Below are 16,071 nucleotides of genomic sequence, written 5' to 3'. Positions count from 1 at the left end.
ATCGAGGATCCCGCCGACCCGCGCCTCGCGCCCTATACGGCGATGCGCGAGCGCGACCTCGTCGGGCGTGCCGGCCGCTTCATCGTCGAGGGCGAGGTGACCCTGCGGGTCATGCTCTCGGCCCGAGCCCGGTTCGGCCTCGAATCGGTCCTGCTGGCGCCCGAGCGCCTGGCCGGCCTGGAGGCGGCCCTGGCCCGTCTGCCCGAGCCCGTGCCCGTCTACACCGCGGCGAAGCCCGTGATGAGCGCGATCACCGGGTTTCCGATCCATCGCGGCGTCCTCGGCGTGGGCCTGCGCGGGGCGGAGGCCACGGATGCCGTCCTCCCCGGCCTGCCGCCCGCCCCGGCACCGGCCCTCGTGGTCGGTCTCGTCGGCCTGACCAACCACGACAATGTCGGCGGCCTGTTCCGCAACGCCGCCGCCTTCGGGGCCGACGCGGTGCTCCTCGATGCCGGCACCTGCGATCCGCTCTACCGCAAGGCGATCCGCGTCTCGGCGGGCGCCGCCCTGATCGTCCCCTTCCTGCAACTCGCCGATGCGGACGCGCTCGTGGCCTTCGCGGCGCGTCACGCCCTGGAGCCCCTGGCCCTGAGCCCCGGCGGAGCCGAGACCCTGGCGGCCCTGGCGCCCCCCGACCGGACCCTGCTCCTCCTCGGAAGCGAGGGGCCGGGCCTGCCGCCGGACCTGATGGCGCGCCTGCGCACCGTCCGCATCGCGATGGCGCCGGACTTCGATTCGCTCAACGTCGCCACGGCGGGCGCGATCGCGCTGCATCACCTGTCCCGGGCAGCCTGACGGCGGATCGCGGGCGTCCGCGGCCCGATGGGCCGGGGATGCGCGACACTGCGCCCCCATTGCCGCCTGCACCGCTACGGTCAAGATTAGACCGCGAGCCCTGGACGGACCATGCTCCCGCGCCACATGGATGAGGCGCGTGGGCCTGTAGACGATGGAGTTTTGAGCGTTGTTGCAGTCACGGGACGGCTTGCGGACTTTGTCCGGACGCCGCGTCATCATCGTCGGTGCCGGTCCCGGCGGCCTCGCCACCGCACTCCTCCTCGCCCGCGCCGGCGTGCACGTCACGTTGCTGGAGAAGGATCCGGCGGTGGGCGGACGCACAAAGACCGTCGAGGCGCCCGGGGGCTTCCGGTTCGACATCGGCCCGACCTTCTTCCTCTATCCGCAGATCCTCGCCGACATCTTCGAGACCTGCGGCGAGCGCCTGGAAGACCACGTCAAGCTCGAGCGCCTCGATCCGCAGTACCACCTCGTCTTCGAGGCGGGCGGCGAGATCCGCGCCACGAACGACATGGACCGCCTCGAGGCCGAGGTGGCGCGCATCGCGCCGGACGACGCCAAGAACGTGCGCAAGTTCTTCGCTGATAACCGGGTCAAACTGAAGTTCTTCAAGCCCGTCCTGGAGCAGGCCTTCCATACCCTGCGGGCCATGGCCTCCCCGGCCATGATCGCCGCCCTGCCCCACCTCCATCCGGGGCGCAGCGTCGACAAGGACCTGCAGCGCTACTTCAAGGACCCGCGGGTCCGCCTCGCCTTCGCGTTCCAGACCAAATACCTCGGCATGTCGCCGTTCCGGTGCCCGAGCCTGTTCACCATCCTGTCGTTCCTCGAATACGAGCACGGCGTCTACCATCCGGTCGGCGGGTGCGGCGCCGTCTCGGAGGCGATGGCGGGCCTCGCCCGCCGGATGGGCGTCGACATCCGCCTCGGGGCGGGCGTCGAGCGGGTGCTGTTCGAGGGCAAGCGCGCCAGCGGCGTCGTCTGCAACGGCGAGACCCTGCAGGCCGACGCGGTCGTCATCAACGGCGACTTCGCCAAGGTCATCCAGGACCTCGTGCCGCAGCAGCATCGGCCGCGCTGGCGCGACACCAAGATCGCGAAGGCGCGCCTCTCCTGCTCGACCTTCATGCTGTATCTCGGCCTCGACGGGCCGATGCCGGAGGCCCTCGGCCATCACACCATCCTGCTGTCGGAGGATTACGCCCGCAACATCCGGGAGATCACCGACGGCATCCTGCCGATGCAGCCCTCGCTCTACGTGCAGCATGCGGGCTTCACCGACGGCGGCATGGCGCCCCCCGGTCAGACCAGCCTCTACGTGCTGGTGCCGGTGCCGAACCTGAAGGCGGGCATCGACTGGAAGGGGCTGCGGGAGACTTATCGCCGCCTCGTCCTCGACCGCCTGAAGCTGCTCGGCCTCGGCGACATCGAATCGCGCATCCGCTACGAGCGCATCGTCGACCCGACCGAGTGGCGCGACGACTTCTTCGTGCACGAGGGGGCCACCTTCAACCTCGCCCACGACCTGATGCAGATGCTCTACTTCCGCCCGCACAACCGCTTCGGGCCAGGGCTCTACCTCGTCGGCGGCGGAACCCATCCGGGCTCCGGCCTGCCGGTGATCTACGAGGGCGCGCGCATCACCGCCCGCCTCCTGATCGAGGAGCTCTCCGCCGGGCGCGTCGGAGCCGCCAGTGCCGGCATCCCGGCCACCGCGCCCCTGGCCACCTCGGGCGACGCCACTTGAGGGGGCTGTCGCGGCCCCTGGCCGGTCTCTGCGCCCTCGTCCTGGTTTCGGGGGCGGCCCGGGCGGCCTCCGTGGCGGTGGAGGTCGAGGGCATCGAGCCCGGCGGCCTTGTCTCCGTCGCCCTGTGCCAGGACGGCCTGTCCGAGGCCGATTGCCGGACCGGGCAGCAGGCCGAGCCCCAGGCCGCTGCCCAGCGCTTCGTCTTCGCGAACGTGAGGCCCGGGATCTACGCGGCGGTGGCCTATCAGGACACCAACCGCAACGGCCGCCTCGACCGGACCGGCCTAGGCCTGCCCCTCGAGCCCTACGGCTTCTCCGGCGAGTCCGTCCGGTCCGCCCGCCCCGATTTCGCGCGCGCGCGTTTCACCGTGCGGGAGCCGGGCGTCGGCGTGCGGGTTCGCCTGTCGCGCGCGCTGCCGCCCCGCTGAGCGCCGCGTGAGCCTCCCTTCCGAGCCGCTCCTGCGGGTGGCCGGCGCCGCCCTCGCCTATCGCGGCACCCGCGTGCTGGAGCGCGTCGACCTCGCCCTCGGCGCCGGCGAGACCCTCGCGCTCCTCGGCCCCAACGGCGCCGGCAAGACTTCGCTGATGCGCCTCGTCGCGGGTCGGCTCGCCCCCCGTGCTGGCAGCGTCCGCGTGGCCGGCGCCGATCCCCATCGGACGCCGGCGGCGCGCCGGGCGATCGGCTGGGTGCCCCAGGAAATCGCCCTCTATCCCCGCCTCTCTGTGGCCGAGAACCTGTCGGTCTTCGCCCAGCTCGCCGGCATCCCCCGGCGCGGGCGGGCCGAGGCGGTGGCGACGGGCCTCGCCCTCTGCGCCCTCGGCGAGGTCGCCCGGCGCCCGGTGGGGCTGCTCTCGGGCGGCTACCAGCGCCGGGTCAACATCGCCGCCAGCCTGATGGCGCGACCCCGCCTCGTCCTCCTCGACGAACCGACGCAGGGCGTCGACCTGCACGCCCGGGCGGCCATCCATGCCGTGCTCGCGCGCCTGCGCGAGGCCGGCACGGCCCTCCTCGTCGCCACCCACGACTTCGCCGAGGCCGAGCGCCTGGCCGACCGGGTCGCCATCCTGGCGCAGGGGCGGATCGTCACCGACGGCCGCCTGTCCGATCTCCTCGCCCGCATCCGCGCCGAGGCCCCCGAGCACGAGGCGGCCCTCGTCGCCCCCGCCGATGGGGCGGCGGAGGCGGTCCTGCGCCAAGCGGGCTTTGTGCCCCTCGACACCGGCTCGACCTGGCGGGCGCGCCGCCTGAGCGGCACGCCCCGCGACGGCGCCGACCTGCTCGCCGACCTCCGGAGCGCGGGCGTGCCCATCGCCGAGATCCGCATCCGAGCCCCCGGGCTGGAGGCGGTGTATCGCGATGCGCTGGCGGGATCTGCGCCGCCGGCCGCGGACGGGCTCGCCGAACGGGAGACCCCCGCATGATCTCGGCCGCCTTCCGCGTGATGCTGCTCGGCCTGGTGCGCGACCGGGCCGCCTTGGTCATGGCCTTCGTGCTGCCCACCGTGATCTTCGTGATCTTCGCCGCGATCTTCTCCGGCGCCCTGGGCGACCGCATCCGCATCCATGTCGGCCTCCTCGACTTGGCCCGGACGCCGACGACGCAGCGCCTGATGCAGGCCCTGGAGGCGGACCCGTCCCTCCGGGTCGGACGCCTCGCCGCCTCCGATCTCGACGGCGCCGTCGCGGCGGTGCGCCGGGGCGAGGTCGACGTCGCCCTGGTGCTGCGCGGCGACCTCGAGGCCGGCTCGACCCGCGCCGACCAGCCCGTGGTGCTGATCGAGAATCCCGCGAAGGCCCTCGCCACCCCGATCGCGCTGGGCCAGCTCCAGCGCGTCCTCAACGAGGCCCTGCCCGACGTGGTTTTGGCCCGGATCGTCGCCGACGTGGAGCGCTCGGGCAAGATCGGCCCGGACGAACGGGCCTTCCTCAACCAGGCCTTCGCCGAGCAGCGCGCCCGCAAGGAGCCCTTCGCCTTCGCCTCCCTGGTGGAGCGACGCAGCACCGCCTCGGGTGCCACCAACGATCGCGTCAGCTACTACGCGGGGGCGATCACGGCGGTGTTCCTGCTCTTCGCCGCCATGCAGGGCGCCCTCTCCCTCGTCGACGAGCGCCAGTCCGGGCTCGCCGATCGGCTGATGGCGGGACCCGGCGGGCTCAGTGTGGTGGTGCTGGGCAAGTTCCTGTTCCTGGTGGGCCAGGGCCTCGTCCAGGCTGGGCTGATCTTCTCGGCCGCCGCCCTCCTGCACGGCGTCGACATCCTGCCCCATGCGGGCGCCTGGCTGGTGACCTCCCTCCTCGTCTCGGCGATGGCGGCCGGCCTCGCCCTGGCCGCCTGCGCGGCCTCCGCCACCCGCCAGCAGGCGCACCTTGCCGCGACCTTCGGCGTCCTCCTGCTCTCGGCGGTGGGCGGCAGCATGGTGCCCCGCTTCCTGATGCCGCCCTGGCTGCAGGAGGCCGGCTGGCTCACTCCCAACGCCTGGGCGATCGAGGCCTACCAGAACGCCTTGAGCGAGGGCTGGGCCGCGGCGCTGTCCGCCTGGGGCGTGATGGCCGCCGTGGCGGCGGCGGGGTTGGGGGTCGCGCTGGGGCTGGTGTCGCGGCGAACGAGCTAGGAAGGTACGGGCGAAGACGGCGTCGGTCCACGCCGCGACCGGTTAGCGCGTTGACCGCGCGGCCATCCGGTCTAGCTTCATGCAGGGTATGGGCTTTCGGACCGGCCCGGGGAGTGACACGAACATGCGGGCTGGGTCTTCGGTCGCCGTCGTCGGCGCAGGGTTGGGCGGCTTGGCGGCTGCCTGCGTGAGCGCCGCGCGCGGCCACACCGTTACGCTCTACGACAAGAACGACTGGCTCGGGGGCAAGGCCGCGGTCCTGCACGAGGGCGGTTTCCGCTTCGACATGGGGCCGACCATCCTCACGGTGCCCAAAGTGCTGGAGCGCATCTTCCAGGAGGCCGGGCGCAACATCCACGACTACCTGGACCTGCGCCGCCTCGATCCGCAGTGGCGCTGCTTCTTCGACGACGACACCCAGCTCGACCTCATGGCCGACGTGCCCACCATGGCCGCCGACATGGAGCGCTTCGCGCCCAACACCGGCGCGGGCGAGGGCTACAAGAAGTTCCTCGAGATCTCCGAACACCTGCACGACGTCTCGAACAAGTTCTTCTTCTGGAAGCCGGTCGAGGATTTGTTCGACACGATCAACATCCGCGCCAACATGAATCCCGGCACCCTGCGCGACGTGCTGTCCCTGCGCATGGGCTCGTCGGTCGCCGGCACCATCCGCTCGAAGGTGAAGGATGCGCGCCTCGCGCAGATGCTCGACCACTTCGTCCAGTATGTCGGCTCCTCGCCCTACGGCGCGCCCGCCGTGCTCTGCGCCATCGCCCACATGCAGACCGCCGAGGGCGTCTGGTACCCGATGGGCGGCACCCGCGCCGTGGCCGAGGCCCTGACCAAGCTCGCCTCCGAACTCGGCGCCACCCTGCGGCCCGGCGACGAGGTCACCGGCCTCGCCATCGAGCAGGGCGCGGTCAAGGGCGTGCGGACCGCCTCCGGCGTCACCCCGTTCGACGCCGTGATCTCGAACATGGATTCGGTACGCACCTACCGGGAACTCGTCGGCGGCGACGTCGGCAAATCCTACGAGAAGAAAAGCTTCGAGCCGGCCTGCTCCGGTGTCGTCCTCTATCTCGGGCTGAACAAGCGCTACGAGCACCTGAATCACCACGACTTCGTCTTCTCCCGCGACCCCGAGGAGGAGTTCGACTACATCTACCGCAAGGGCGAGCCGGCCCCGGACCCGACCGCCTACCTCGCTGCCCCCTCCTCCACCGACCCGTCGGTGGCGCCCGAGGGCGGCGAGGCGCTCTACGTCCTCGTGCACACGCCGTATCTGCGCCCGCACCACGACTGGTCGAAGATGTTCCCGGCCTATCGGCAAGTCATCCTCGACAAGCTCAAGCGCACCGGCAACATGCCCGACCTCGAGGAGCGCATCGTCGTCGAGCGCCACCTGACGCCGCAGGACATCCACGAGCGCTACAAGGTGCTCAACGGCGCGATCTACGGCCTGGCCTCGCACGGCAAGTTCATGGGCGCCTTCAAGCCGGGCAACCGCTCCCGGCAAGTCCGCGGCCTCTACCTCGCCGGCGGTGCGGCCCATCCGGGTCCGGGCATGCCGATGGTGATGATGTCGGGCTGGATCGCGGCGGATGCCCTCGACACCGATGCCCGGGGAGAGGAGCGCGCCAGCGCCTGAAGGCCCGACGCATGTCCCGCGAGGACGGCCCCGCCCGATCGCCCGCCCTGTGGCGGTTCATGGTCGGGTATTTCGACCGCTACATCCGACGCCACCTCAACGCCCTGCGGCTCGCCCGCTGGGGCGTGCCGGCCTGCGCCGACCATCCCGGGCCGGTGGTGGTCTACTGCAACCATCCGGCCTGGTGGGACGCCGCCGTGGTCATCCTCCTGGCCGGACGGCTGTTTCCCCGCCGCGAGAGCTATGCGCCCTTTGACGCGCGGATGCTGGAGAAGTACGCAGTCTTCGCCCGCATGGGGGCCTTCGCGGTGGACCTCGACTCGGCCCGCGGCGCCGCCCAGTTCCTGAAGGCGACGCGGCGCATCCTGGGGGCGCCGAACCGGATGATCTGGATCACCGCCCAGGGGCGCTTCCAGGACGTCCGCGCCCGGCCTCTGGGCCTGCGCGCCGGCGTCGGCCGCCTGCCCGAGATCGCACCCGACGCCCTGTTCGTACCGCTGGCCCTCGAATACGCGTTCTGGGAGGAGCGCGGTGGCGAGGCCTTCGCGGCCTTCGGGGCGCCGATCCCCGGAGCCGAGCTGCTCGCCCTGTCCCGGGCCGAGCGCCTCGCCCGGATGGAGGCGGACCTGACCGCTACCCTCGACCGGCTCAGCGCCGACGTGGTCGCGCGCGAGGCCGGACGCTTCACGCCGCTCGCGTCCGGTGCCAAGGGGATCGGCGGGATCTACGATCTCTGGCGGCGCCTCGGGGCCGTCGTCACGGGCCGGCGCTTCGAGCCGGCCCACCGCCAGAAGGGAGATCCGGTTCCGTGATGCTCGGTTTCGCGATCCTGGCCCTGGCCTGTGCGCTGCTGCCCGCCCTGGTCGCCTGGGTGAACCTCTCGATTCTGCGCACCCCCGAGCCGGATCTCGACGTCCGGGCCCGGGTCTCGGTGCTGATCCCGGCCCGCAACGAGGCCGCGGTGATCGCCGCCACCGTGCGGGCCGCCCTGTCGAGCGCCGGTGTCGCCCTGGAGGTGCTCGTCGGCGACGACCATTCCACCGACGACACCGCCGCCATCGTGGCCGCCATCGCCGCCGAAGACCCGCGCTTGCGCCTCGTCGCGATCCCGCCCCTGCCCGAGGGCTGGACGGGGAAGAACCACGCCTGCGCACGGCTGGCGGAGGCCGCGACCGGGACGCATCTCCTCTTCGTCGATGCCGATGTGAGCCTGGCGCCCGCGGCGGCGGCGGCCCTCGCCGCCCATGCGCGCCGGACCGAGAGCGCCCTGGTGAGCGGCGTGCCGCGCCAGTTGATGGGCTCGCTGGGCGAGCGCCTGACGGTGCCGATGATCAACTTCCTGCTCCTCGGCTACCTGCCGATGGCGATGATGCGGGCCTCCCCGCGCCCCAGCCTCGGGGCCGCCTGCGGCCAGCTCATTCTCGTCGGTCGCGAGGCCTACGCGGCCACCGGCGGGCACGGCGCCGTGCGCACCAGCCTGCACGACGGGGTCGTACTGCCGCGACGCTTCCGGCAGGCCGGCTACCGGACCGACCTCGTCGCCGGGCACGCCCTGGCGACCTGCCGGATGTACCGCGGCTTCGCCCAGAGCTGGGCCGGCTTCTCGAAGAACGCCCACGAGGGCATGGCGACCCCGCGGGCCCTGCCGGTCTGGACCCTGCTCCTGGTCGGCGGGCACGTCCTGCCCTGGCTCCTCCTCTTGGCGGCCCTGGCCGGCCTTGAATCCGGCCACGCCGCGTTCCTGGCCTTCGCCGCCGCCCTCGTCTCCCTGGCGACCCGGGCGGCGATCACCCTGGTCACCCGCGAGCCCCTGGGGACGGTTCTGCTCCACCCGGCGACGGTCCTCGTCGCCCTGGCGATCCAGTGGACCGCCCTCCTGCGGCGCAAGGGCAGCGGCACGCCTCTGTGGAAGGGCCGGAGCTACCCGATCGGCGGCCCTTGAGTCTCCGCCGCGATCCAGGCCGCGGTCTCGGGATCGGCCCCCGCCACCGGCAGGTGCAGGATGATCGGCGTCTCGTAGGGGTGGCGGGCCTTCAGGGCGGCGCCGAGGGCCTCGGCGAGGCCCTCGCGGCTCTTCAGGATCGCGACGACCTCCGAGCCCTGCTCCACCGCGCCCTTCCAGGCGTAGACGGAGAGCATCCCCGGCAGGACGTTGATGCAGGCCGCGAGGCGCAGACGCACCAGCGCCTCTCCGACGGTCAGGGCGGTGCCGGCATCCGGGAAGGTGGTGTAGACGAGAAGCGGCCGCTCCATGCTATGGGTCTCCGACCAGGGTTCCGCCGCTCCACCGGCGGGAGCGGGCCGGCGGGACTGCCGGCAGGACTGGGAACGGGACGCTGGAGCGAAGGCTCCGCGTCGGCAAGGTGGTCGGCAAGGCGGATGTGAGCCCATGGCCCGGCGTTTCGAACGGCTTGCCTTCGTCGCAAGTCCCACGGAGGACGCCCGCCAGGCGGCCGCGACCCTGATGCGGCGCTACGACCACGTGCCGCCCGACGAGGCCGACGTGGTGGTGGCGCTCGGCGGCGACGGGCTGATGCTCCAGACCCTGCACCGCTTCATGCATGCCGGCACGCCGATCTACGGCATGAACCGCGGCACCGTCGGCTTCCTCATGAACGAGTTCCGCGAGGACGGGCTGATCGAGCGCCTGGAGAACACCAAGCGCAGCATCATCCACCCGCTGATGATGGAGGCCGTGGACACGGAGGGGCGCCGGCACCAGGCCCGCGCCCTGAACGAGGTCTACATGCTGCGCCAGACGCACCAGACCGCCAAGCTGCGGATCTCGATCGACGGTCATGTCCGCCTGCCGGAGCTCATCGCCGACGGCGTGCTCGCGGCGACCCCGGCGGGGTCCACCGCCTACAACCTGTCGGTGGGCGGCCCGATCCTGCCCCTCAATGCCCGGCTCCTGGCCCTGACGCCGATCTCGGCCTTCCGGCCCCGGCGCTGGCACGGGGCCCTGCTGCCGGACTACGCCCGCATTCTTATCGAGGTGCTCGACGCCGCGCACCGCCCGGTGGCGGCGGTGGCCGACCACACCGAGTTTCGGCGGGTCTGCACGGTGGAGACCTGGCTCGACCACGCCACCAACCTGACTCTGCTGCACGATCCAGGCCACAGCCTCGACGAGCGCATCCTGCGCGAGCAGTTCGGCTGATCGCCCCTCACGCGGCGAGGCGCGCCCGGTCCTCGCGGTAGCTGGCGATCAGCGCCTCGGGGATCGCGTCGAGCACGACCTCGGTGGCGAGGGCACGGCGCCGGGCGCGGCTGCCCTCGAACTCGGCGAGCAGCGAGTCGGAGAGTCCGTCGAGGATCAGGCCCACCGGGTCGGTGCGCCCCTTCTCGACGTCGGCTGGCGCCTCGGCCGGCACGACGGCCCGGATCGCCACGACAGGGGCGACGTCCGATTCCACCGGCGCATCCGGGGTCGGCAGGTCCGCGACGACGGGCGGCGCCTCCGCAGCGGAGTCGACGGCCACCGGCGCGGTCTCTTCCTGGATCGCTTCCGAGGTTCCTTCCAAAGCCGCGCGCGCGATCGCCGCGACGGTCTCGGCGACCGGTTCGGGGGCTGCGGCGGCCGGCGCGGCCTCGAGGACCTGCGGGGTGTCCCAGTCGGCCAGGACCTGGCGCTGGGCCTCGCGCCATTCGGCGTCGAGGATCTCGCGCTCGATCCGCAGGATCTCGCTGCGCTCGGCCTCGGCGGCGAGTTCGCGGGCGAGCACCCGGGCCTCGTCGCGGGCGGCCTCCGCCTCGAAGCGGGACAGGAGCGCCATGACGCTCTGCGCCTCCGCGAAGGGCATCGTCTCGCAGGCCGTCAGCGCCCGCTCGATCATCAGGCGCGACAGGCCCGCCCCGGCGCTGGCGATGGCGCCCTGCCCCGCCTCGCGCCAGGCCGACAGCGCGGCGCTGAAGGCCGGCAGCAGCACCGGTGGAAGGCCGGCCTTGCGGTGCAGGGCCGCGAAGGCGGCGGTGGAGGCATCGTGCATCAGCCCGGCCACCCGGCGGACGGGGAGGCCGGCGAGGTCGGCCAGGGCCATCTCGGCGAAGGCCATGTTGCCGGACAGGATCGCCCGCAGCAGCAGGCCGGCATTGAGCTGGCCGCAGGCCTTCAGGTGGCCGACGAGCCGGGCGAGGTCGACGGGATGGGCCTCGGCGCAGAAGGCCAGGGTCGTGCGCTCCTGCGCCTCGCGGCTGGCGCGCGCGCTGCGGGCCGGGGTGAGCCAGCCGGAGGACACCGCGAAGGCGGAGAGCGATTCGGCGAGGCGCGTGGTCACGCTCTGGCGCACCTCGAGGGGCAGGTAGGGCCGGGCCAGGACCGCCTCGCGCAGGGCGGCTACGTCGCCGTGGCGCTCCACCATCCGCATCAGGCTGCCGGTGGTGATGTGGGCACTGCAGTTGCGGGCGAGCACGACCAGGGCCTCGGGCTCGGCGATCTCGGCGAGCGCCCCGGCGACGGCCGGCGACAGGTCGATCCGGCCCGCGATGGCGCGGCGGGCGGCGAGGCACCCGATAGCGACGCCGTCGACGAGGTCGGCGTCGCTCAGCACGGGCGAGCGGGCCAGCACCAGGGTGGCGATCTCGGCCTGGTCGCCCGCCAGCGCCACGATCAGCGGACGCGGGGCGTTCGCGCAGGCGGCGCAGGCCTCCGCCAGGGCTCGGCGCACCAGGCTGGAAGGGTCGTCCAGGAGGGCGAGGAGCGCGGCCTCCACCTCCCAGGCCACGTCCTCGCCGAGGCCGTCGTAGAGGTAGGCCCGGGCCAGAGCACCCGCGGCCTCCGCCCGTCGCGCCGCGGAGGTGTGCTGCGTCCAGGCGAGGAACTGGCGGATGATCATGAGCCGCTCCGGATCGTGAAGAGGGACAGGTCGAGGGGGGCGCCGGGGCGGGGCGACTGGCCGGAGGCGCCGAACTCCGCCGGACGGCGCGGCGGCAGGGGGGCTCCCACCAGGGCCGCGGAGGCGGCCGGCACGGGGTTGGCGGCAATCGCCGGCGCGGCGACGGGGGGCGCGCCCCCGGTCACGCTCTCGGTGCCGTCCGAGCGCGGGAAATAGGTCGGCGCCGCGCGAGCCGGCTCCGGCCGAACCGCATCGGTCCCGCCGCTGCGCCCCTGCCAGAGGCGGGCGACCCCGGCCGAGACGCCGCCCTGCTGGCGCGGATCCGTCTGGAACATCGAGCGCAGGCCGCCCTCGTTGAGGGAGGCGTAGGCGGTGGTGCCCTCGGGCAGGCTGATCGTGGCGGCGGGTGTAGCCGGCGCCGCGCCCGTGCGGGCCGCGGCGAGGTGGGCGTAGAGCTCGGCCGCGCCACGGGGGCGGCCGCCTCTGTCGTAGAACAGGCCGCGATTGGCGGCCGCCGCCTCCGGCATGTCGAGGGCGGCGGCCCGGGCCGGGCTTGCCTGGGCGGTGGCGATGAGGGCGGCGGCGCCGCGCGCGCCGAGGACGTGGGCGGCGTAGAGGTCGCCGCCGGTGGGCTCGCGTCCGAGGGCGCCGGTCAGGGCTTCCCGGTTCTGCTCGGTCAGGGCCCCCGCCAGGGTCGCGGCGATCCGCGGATCGCGGCGCAGGTCGAGGATGGTCTGCTTGGCCGCCGGATCGCTCACCGCGTAGGTGCCGTCGGCGCTCCGGGTGATCGCGTCCGCGTAGGTCCCCAGGCCGAGGCGGGGACCGGCGGTCTTCAGGGTGCCGAGCCAGGTCTGCTCGATGAACTGGAACAGGCCGGTGGCCGAGGAAGTACCCGCCTTGGCGGAGGGGTCGAGGGCGGATTCGCGCTGGGCCGTGGCCAGGAGATAGTCGAAGCCCGCGCCGGAGGTCTGTGCCCCGTCGCGGATCGCCTCGATGACCCCGCTCGACGCCCCCGTGCGCCCGGCGGCGCCGTCGCGCGTGCCGAGGTCCCGGCTGGCGCCGGGATCGCGGGCAGTGGCGGGGGGCGTGGTGAAGAGGAACATGGCCGTCCGGCTGGGGGCGGACCCGAGCGCCGCCCCGACGGCAACTTTGTTCTCCCTATGGTAAAGGAAGATTGAAGAGTCGGCTCGCGCACGATGCCCGATTTCAGGATTGGCCCCCGCCGGACTGGTCTTCACCCGCGAAGGCCAAGTCCTCGTCCGCCCAGCCGCTCAGGCCGCCGAGCATGAGCTTGACCGGGCGCCCGAGCTCGGCGAGCCGCAGGGCCGCCCGGTCGGCCCCGTTGCAGTGGGGGCCGGCGCAGTAGACCACGAACAGCGTGTCGGCGGGCCAGGCGGCGAGGCGCTCGGCCGTGATCAGCCGGTGCGGCAGGTGCACGGCGCCGGGGAGGTGACGGCGCCGGAACGCCGCCGCCGAGCCGACGGCGTGCAGCAGCACGAAGTCGGGCGGGCCGGCCTCCAGGGCCGCCGCCACGTCGGCGCAATCGGTCTCCAACTCCAGGCGACGCCGGAAGTGATCGCGGGCGATGGCGGGCGGACAGGCGGGCATGGCGGTCACGGGGCTCATTGGGGTTCTCCGTCGCAGGGGACGGCAGACCTAGCAGCGGGCGCGCCCCTTGGCGGCGGCCCGGATTGCCGATTAGCGTCGCGATCATGCCAAAATCGCAGGCGCGCCTGTCCCCCGCCGACCGTCTCGTGGTGGTGCTGGCCTATGACGGCCTCTGCACCTTCGAGTTCGGCGTCGCCGTGGAGATCTTCGGCCTGCCCCGTCCCGAGATGGGGCCGGACTGGTACCGCTTCGCCGTGGCCGGGCTCGATCCGGGGCCCATGCGGGCCGAGGGCGGCGTGCGCCTCCTCGCCGATGGCGGGCTCGATCTCCTGGAGCGTGCCGGCACCATCGTGGTGCCGGGCTGGCGGGGTGCGGACAAGCCGGTCCCCGAAGCCCTCTCCACCGCCCTGCGGGCGGCCGCGGCCCGCGGGGTGCGCATCCTGTCGATCTGCTCCGGGGTCTTCGTGCTCGCGGCGGCGGGCCTGCTCGAGGGGCGCCGCGCCACCACCCATTGGCGCCATGCCGAGGCCCTGGCCGCACGCCATCCCGGCATCCGCTTCACCCCCGACGTGCTCTACGTGGACGAGGGCGCGATCCTGACCTCCGCCGGCTCGGCCGCCGGGATCGACCTCTGCCTGCACCTCGTGCGCCGCGATTTCGGGCCGGCCGCCGCCAATGCCGTCGCCCGGCGCCTCGTCGTGCCGCCCCACCGGGACGGCGGCCAGGCCCAGGTGGTCGCGGGTGCGGTGCCGACGCTCCACGAGGCGGCGCGGATCGGGCCGCTGCTCGATGCCATGCGGGCGGCGCCGGCCCGGGACTGGCCGGTCGCCCATCTGGCAGACCGTGCGGGCATGAGTCCCCGAACGCTCCTGCGTCGCTTTTCCGCCGCCACCGGCACGACGCCGGCCCGTTGGCTCCTCGATCTGCGCCTCGCCCGGGCCCGTGACCTGCTGGAGCAGGCGGACCAACCGCTCCAGGCCGTCGCCGAGGCGGCGGGCTTCGCCACCGCAGCGACCCTGCGCCAGCAGTTCCGCCGGCGTTACGCGGTGACGCCCGCGGCCTACCGGGCTGCCGCGCGCCCGCGACCTTGACGCCGCGCCGCCGACCGATGGCCCGCCAACGAAAAAGCGCCCCGGAGGGCGCTGGGTGGGATCTGGAAGGATTGGAAATTTGGAGCGGGCGAAGGGATTCGAACCCTCGACCCCAACCTTGGCAAGGTTGTGCTCTACCCCTGAGCTACACCCGCTCACACCCGTCGTGGCGAAGGAGACCCTCGCGCCGGACGGTTCGTTGTCTCAACGAAGCAAAAAGCCACTTCCAGCGGCTGTCACTCCGGTCGTCTCGTTCGGTTAATTGGAGCGGGCGAAGGGATTCGAACCCTCGACCCCAACCTTGGCAAGGTTGTGCTCTACCCCTGAGCTACACCCGCTCACAACCGCGCCGCTGGTGGGAAAGACCCGCCGGCGGCCCCGGACGGCGTCTCTAAACACCATTCCGTCGGGCGTTGCAAGCGCTGAATCCCGGCGCTCGCCCCGCGGGCCGTTTGCCGGCATCGCACCGCCCCTTAGGGCTGCCACTGCGCGGGCGGGGGCAGGCCCTTGCGGATTTCACGCAGGCGCGCGCGGGTGGCGGCGGTGGTCTCGGCCGGGAGCGCATCGAGGGGGAAGAAGCCGCAGGCGGCGATCTCGCGGTCGGGCTGTTTTGGCGCCCGCACCGCGAAGGCGGCGGCCACGTAGAGGGCGACGTGGTCGCGCCCGGCCCCCGTGCGGCTGTGATAGAAGCCGTGCAGCCGCAGAGGATGCCCGGGATCGACGACGATCTCGGCCTCCTCGCGGAACTCCCGGACCATGGCCGTCACCGCGCTCTCGCCGGCCTCGATGCCGCCGCCGGGCAGGTGCCAGCCCGACACGTAGGTGTGGCGGACGAGGCAGACCCGGCCTTCGGCGTCGATGGCGACGCCGCGAACACCCAGGGTCATGCCGCGCGTCGCCAGGGCGCCGTAGTGGATCAGGCGCCGCATCCAGGGGCGTTGCAGGAGCATGCGGCTCAGACGACGCGCAGGCGGATGGCGCCGAGGCCCTCGATGGCGGCCGTCATCGTCTCGCCGCGCCGGACGGCGCCGACGCCCGACGGGGTGCCGGTGAAGATGAGGTCGCCCGGGTGCAGCTCGAAGTAGGTCGAGAGCAGCGCGACCTGCTCCTGCGTCGACCAGATCATCTCGGAGAGGTCGCCGCGCTGGCGCTCGCCCGCGTCCACCGCCAGCGTGATGGCGCCTCGCGCGGGATGGCCGATGGCCGAGGCCGGGTGCAGCGGTCCGATCGGCGCCGAGGCATCGGCGGACTTGGCGAGGTCCCAGGGGCGCGCCAGGCGCTTGGCCTCGTCCTGGACGTCGCGCCGGGTCATGTCGAGCCCGACGGCGTAGCCGTAGACGTGGTCGAGGGCGGAAGCCTCCGGGATGTCGCGGCCGCCCTGCCCGAGGGCCGCCACCATCTCCACCTCGAAGTGGTAGTTCTCGGTGCGCGGCGGATAGGGGTGGTCCACCGGATCGTCGCCCGTGACGATCTGCAGGGCATCGGCGGGCTTCATGAAGAAGAACGGCGGCTCGCGGTTGGGGTCCTTGCCCATCTCGCGGGCGTGGGCGGCGTAGTTGCGACCGACGCAGTAGACCCGCCGCACGGGAAACAGGTCGTCGCTGCCGACGATCGGAAGGGCGATGCGAGGCGGGTTCGGGATCACGGACAGCATGGGTCTCCAACCTCTTCTCTCGGCGGATGTGGCGCGGCGCCCGGTCGCTCGCCCTGCACAGGACGCCGCGTCATC

General features: G+C 73.1%; 16 protein-coding genes and 2 tRNA genes. 10 read left to right on the top strand and 8 right to left on the bottom strand.

Annotated features, from left to right (window positions below; genetic code table 11):
* Positions 1 to 42 precede the first annotated feature (42 nt).
* The 8 genes from ASF41_RS07450 to ASF41_RS07415 all read left to right on the top strand — a co-directional run bounded on the left by ASF41_RS07450 (position 43) and on the right by ASF41_RS07415 (position 8,750).
* Positions 43 to 795 (top strand): RNA methyltransferase, encoded by a 753-nt coding sequence (locus ASF41_RS07450; protein WP_056382737.1) that lies wholly within the window; start codon positions 43 to 45, stop codon positions 793 to 795.
* Positions 796 to 964: 169 nt separating this feature from the next.
* Positions 965 to 2,545 carry a phytoene desaturase family protein gene (crtI, locus tag ASF41_RS07445; protein WP_056220235.1) on the top strand — a complete coding sequence of 527 codons (1,581 nt, stop codon included), beginning with the start codon at positions 965 to 967 and terminating at the stop codon, positions 2,543 to 2,545.
* A complete protein-coding gene (locus tag ASF41_RS07440; RefSeq protein WP_244472513.1) occupies positions 2,542 to 2,973 on the top strand; it encodes a DUF2141 domain-containing protein in 432 nt (143 codons plus the stop codon). Before crtI ends, ASF41_RS07440 begins: the two co-directional genes overlap by 4 nt.
* A 7-nt stretch (positions 2,974 to 2,980) precedes the next feature.
* The gene (locus ASF41_RS07435; RefSeq protein WP_056492066.1) at positions 2,981 to 3,967 is read left to right on the top strand and encodes an ABC transporter ATP-binding protein; all 987 of its coding nucleotides are present in this window, start codon (positions 2,981 to 2,983) and stop codon (positions 3,965 to 3,967) included.
* Positions 3,964 to 5,157 carry an ABC transporter permease gene (locus ASF41_RS07430; RefSeq protein ID WP_056492063.1) on the top strand — a complete coding sequence of 398 codons (1,194 nt, stop codon included), beginning with the start codon at positions 3,964 to 3,966 and terminating at the stop codon, positions 5,155 to 5,157. The genes ASF41_RS07435 and ASF41_RS07430 overlap by 4 nt, the downstream gene beginning before the upstream one ends.
* A gap of 124 nt (positions 5,158 to 5,281) precedes the next feature.
* Entirely contained in the window at positions 5,282 to 6,808 is a 1,527-nt protein-coding gene (locus tag ASF41_RS07425) for an NAD(P)/FAD-dependent oxidoreductase (RefSeq protein WP_056270573.1), read from the top strand.
* A gap of 11 nt (positions 6,809 to 6,819) precedes the next feature.
* Entirely contained in the window at positions 6,820 to 7,620 is an 801-nt protein-coding gene (locus ASF41_RS07420; protein ID WP_056492060.1) for a lysophospholipid acyltransferase family protein, read from the top strand.
* Positions 7,620 to 8,750: a glycosyltransferase family 2 protein gene (locus tag ASF41_RS07415; protein WP_056220215.1), complete on the top strand. Its 1,131-nt coding sequence runs from the start codon at positions 7,620 to 7,622 to the stop codon at positions 8,748 to 8,750. Before ASF41_RS07420 ends, ASF41_RS07415 begins: the two co-directional genes overlap by 1 nt.
* On the opposite strand, the gene cutA is transcribed toward ASF41_RS07415, so the two are convergent.
* Entirely contained in the window at positions 8,729 to 9,061 is a 333-nt protein-coding gene (cutA, locus tag ASF41_RS07410; RefSeq protein ID WP_056492058.1) for a divalent-cation tolerance protein CutA, read from the bottom strand. The two genes, ASF41_RS07415 and cutA, sit on opposite strands and share 22 nt — an antisense overlap.
* A 136-nt stretch (positions 9,062 to 9,197) precedes the next feature.
* Here cutA and ASF41_RS07405 point away from each other — a divergent pair, with 136 nt between their 5' ends.
* A complete protein-coding gene (locus ASF41_RS07405; protein WP_056220208.1) occupies positions 9,198 to 9,968 on the top strand; it encodes an NAD kinase in 771 nt (256 codons plus the stop codon).
* Positions 9,969 to 9,975: 7 nt separating this feature from the next.
* On the opposite strand, the gene ASF41_RS07400 is transcribed toward ASF41_RS07405, so the two are convergent.
* The 3 genes from ASF41_RS07400 to ASF41_RS07390 all read right to left on the bottom strand — a co-directional run bounded on the left by ASF41_RS07400 (position 9,976) and on the right by ASF41_RS07390 (position 13,269).
* On the bottom strand, positions 9,976 to 11,643 hold the full coding sequence (locus ASF41_RS07400) for a DUF2336 domain-containing protein (RefSeq protein ID WP_056492055.1): 1,668 nt from the start codon (positions 11,641 to 11,643) through the stop codon (positions 9,976 to 9,978).
* Positions 11,640 to 12,746: a hypothetical protein gene (locus ASF41_RS07395; RefSeq protein ID WP_056492052.1), complete on the bottom strand. Its 1,107-nt coding sequence runs from the start codon at positions 12,744 to 12,746 to the stop codon at positions 11,640 to 11,642. The genes ASF41_RS07400 and ASF41_RS07395 overlap by 4 nt, the downstream gene beginning before the upstream one ends.
* A gap of 103 nt (positions 12,747 to 12,849) precedes the next feature.
* Complete coding sequence (locus ASF41_RS07390) at positions 12,850 to 13,269, bottom strand: rhodanese-like domain-containing protein (RefSeq protein ID WP_056492048.1); 420 nt, start codon at positions 13,267 to 13,269, stop codon at positions 12,850 to 12,852.
* An 86-nt stretch (positions 13,270 to 13,355) separates the two neighbouring features.
* On the opposite strand from ASF41_RS07390, the gene ftrA reads away from it, so the two are divergent.
* Positions 13,356 to 14,342: a transcriptional regulator FtrA gene (gene ftrA, locus ASF41_RS07385; RefSeq protein ID WP_056492046.1), complete on the top strand. Its 987-nt coding sequence runs from the start codon at positions 13,356 to 13,358 to the stop codon at positions 14,340 to 14,342.
* Between the two features lie 80 nt (positions 14,343 to 14,422).
* Here ftrA and ASF41_RS07380 read toward each other — a convergent pair.
* The 4 genes from ASF41_RS07380 to ASF41_RS07365 form a co-directional block, all read right to left on the bottom strand.
* Positions 14,423 to 14,497: transfer RNA gene (locus tag ASF41_RS07380), tRNA-Gly, on the bottom strand.
* A gap of 108 nt (positions 14,498 to 14,605) precedes the next feature.
* Positions 14,606 to 14,680 (bottom strand) — tRNA-Gly (locus ASF41_RS07375).
* Positions 14,681 to 14,815: 135 nt separating this feature from the next.
* On the bottom strand, positions 14,816 to 15,292 hold the full coding sequence (locus ASF41_RS07370; RefSeq protein WP_056492043.1) for an NUDIX domain-containing protein: 477 nt from the start codon (positions 15,290 to 15,292) through the stop codon (positions 14,816 to 14,818).
* A 5-nt stretch (positions 15,293 to 15,297) separates the two neighbouring features.
* Positions 15,298 to 15,996: a fumarylacetoacetate hydrolase family protein gene (locus ASF41_RS07365; RefSeq protein WP_056492038.1), complete on the bottom strand. Its 699-nt coding sequence runs from the start codon at positions 15,994 to 15,996 to the stop codon at positions 15,298 to 15,300.
* Positions 15,997 to 16,071 lie beyond the last annotated feature (75 nt).

It is taken from the genome of Methylobacterium sp. Leaf111, assembly GCF_001423285.1.
In the GTDB taxonomy this organism is placed as follows: domain Bacteria; phylum Pseudomonadota; class Alphaproteobacteria; order Rhizobiales; family Beijerinckiaceae; genus Methylobacterium.
This window is presented reverse-complemented; position numbering and strand designations above follow the sequence as displayed.

Coding starts and splice junctions, on each gene's coding strand:
- ASF41_RS07405 (WP_056220208.1), top strand. CDS start 9,198: ATGGCCCGGCGTTTCGAACGGCTTGCCTTCGTCGCAAGTCCCACGGAG.
- ASF41_RS07425 (WP_056270573.1), top strand. CDS start 5,282: ATGCGGGCTGGGTCTTCGGTCGCCGTCGTCGGCGCAGGGTTGGGCGGC.
- cutA (WP_056492058.1), bottom strand. CDS start 9,061: ATGGAGCGGCCGCTTCTCGTCTACACCACCTTCCCGGATGCCGGCACC.
- ASF41_RS07400 (WP_056492055.1), bottom strand. CDS start 11,643: ATGATCATCCGCCAGTTCCTCGCCTGGACGCAGCACACCTCCGCGGCG.
- ASF41_RS07450 (WP_056382737.1), top strand. CDS start 43: ATGCGCGAGCGCGACCTCGTCGGGCGTGCCGGCCGCTTCATCGTCGAG.
- ASF41_RS07415 (WP_056220215.1), top strand. CDS start 7,620: ATGCTCGGTTTCGCGATCCTGGCCCTGGCCTGTGCGCTGCTGCCCGCC.
- ASF41_RS07395 (WP_056492052.1), bottom strand. CDS start 12,746: ATGTTCCTCTTCACCACGCCCCCCGCCACTGCCCGCGATCCCGGCGCC.
- ASF41_RS07390 (WP_056492048.1), bottom strand. CDS start 13,269: ATGAGCCCCGTGACCGCCATGCCCGCCTGTCCGCCCGCCATCGCCCGC.
- ASF41_RS07370 (WP_056492043.1), bottom strand. CDS start 15,292: ATGCTCCTGCAACGCCCCTGGATGCGGCGCCTGATCCACTACGGCGCC.
- ASF41_RS07430 (WP_056492063.1), top strand. CDS start 3,964: ATGATCTCGGCCGCCTTCCGCGTGATGCTGCTCGGCCTGGTGCGCGAC.
- ASF41_RS07420 (WP_056492060.1), top strand. CDS start 6,820: ATGTCCCGCGAGGACGGCCCCGCCCGATCGCCCGCCCTGTGGCGGTTC.
- ftrA (WP_056492046.1), top strand. CDS start 13,356: ATGCCAAAATCGCAGGCGCGCCTGTCCCCCGCCGACCGTCTCGTGGTG.
- ASF41_RS07365 (WP_056492038.1), bottom strand. CDS start 15,996: ATGCTGTCCGTGATCCCGAACCCGCCTCGCATCGCCCTTCCGATCGTC.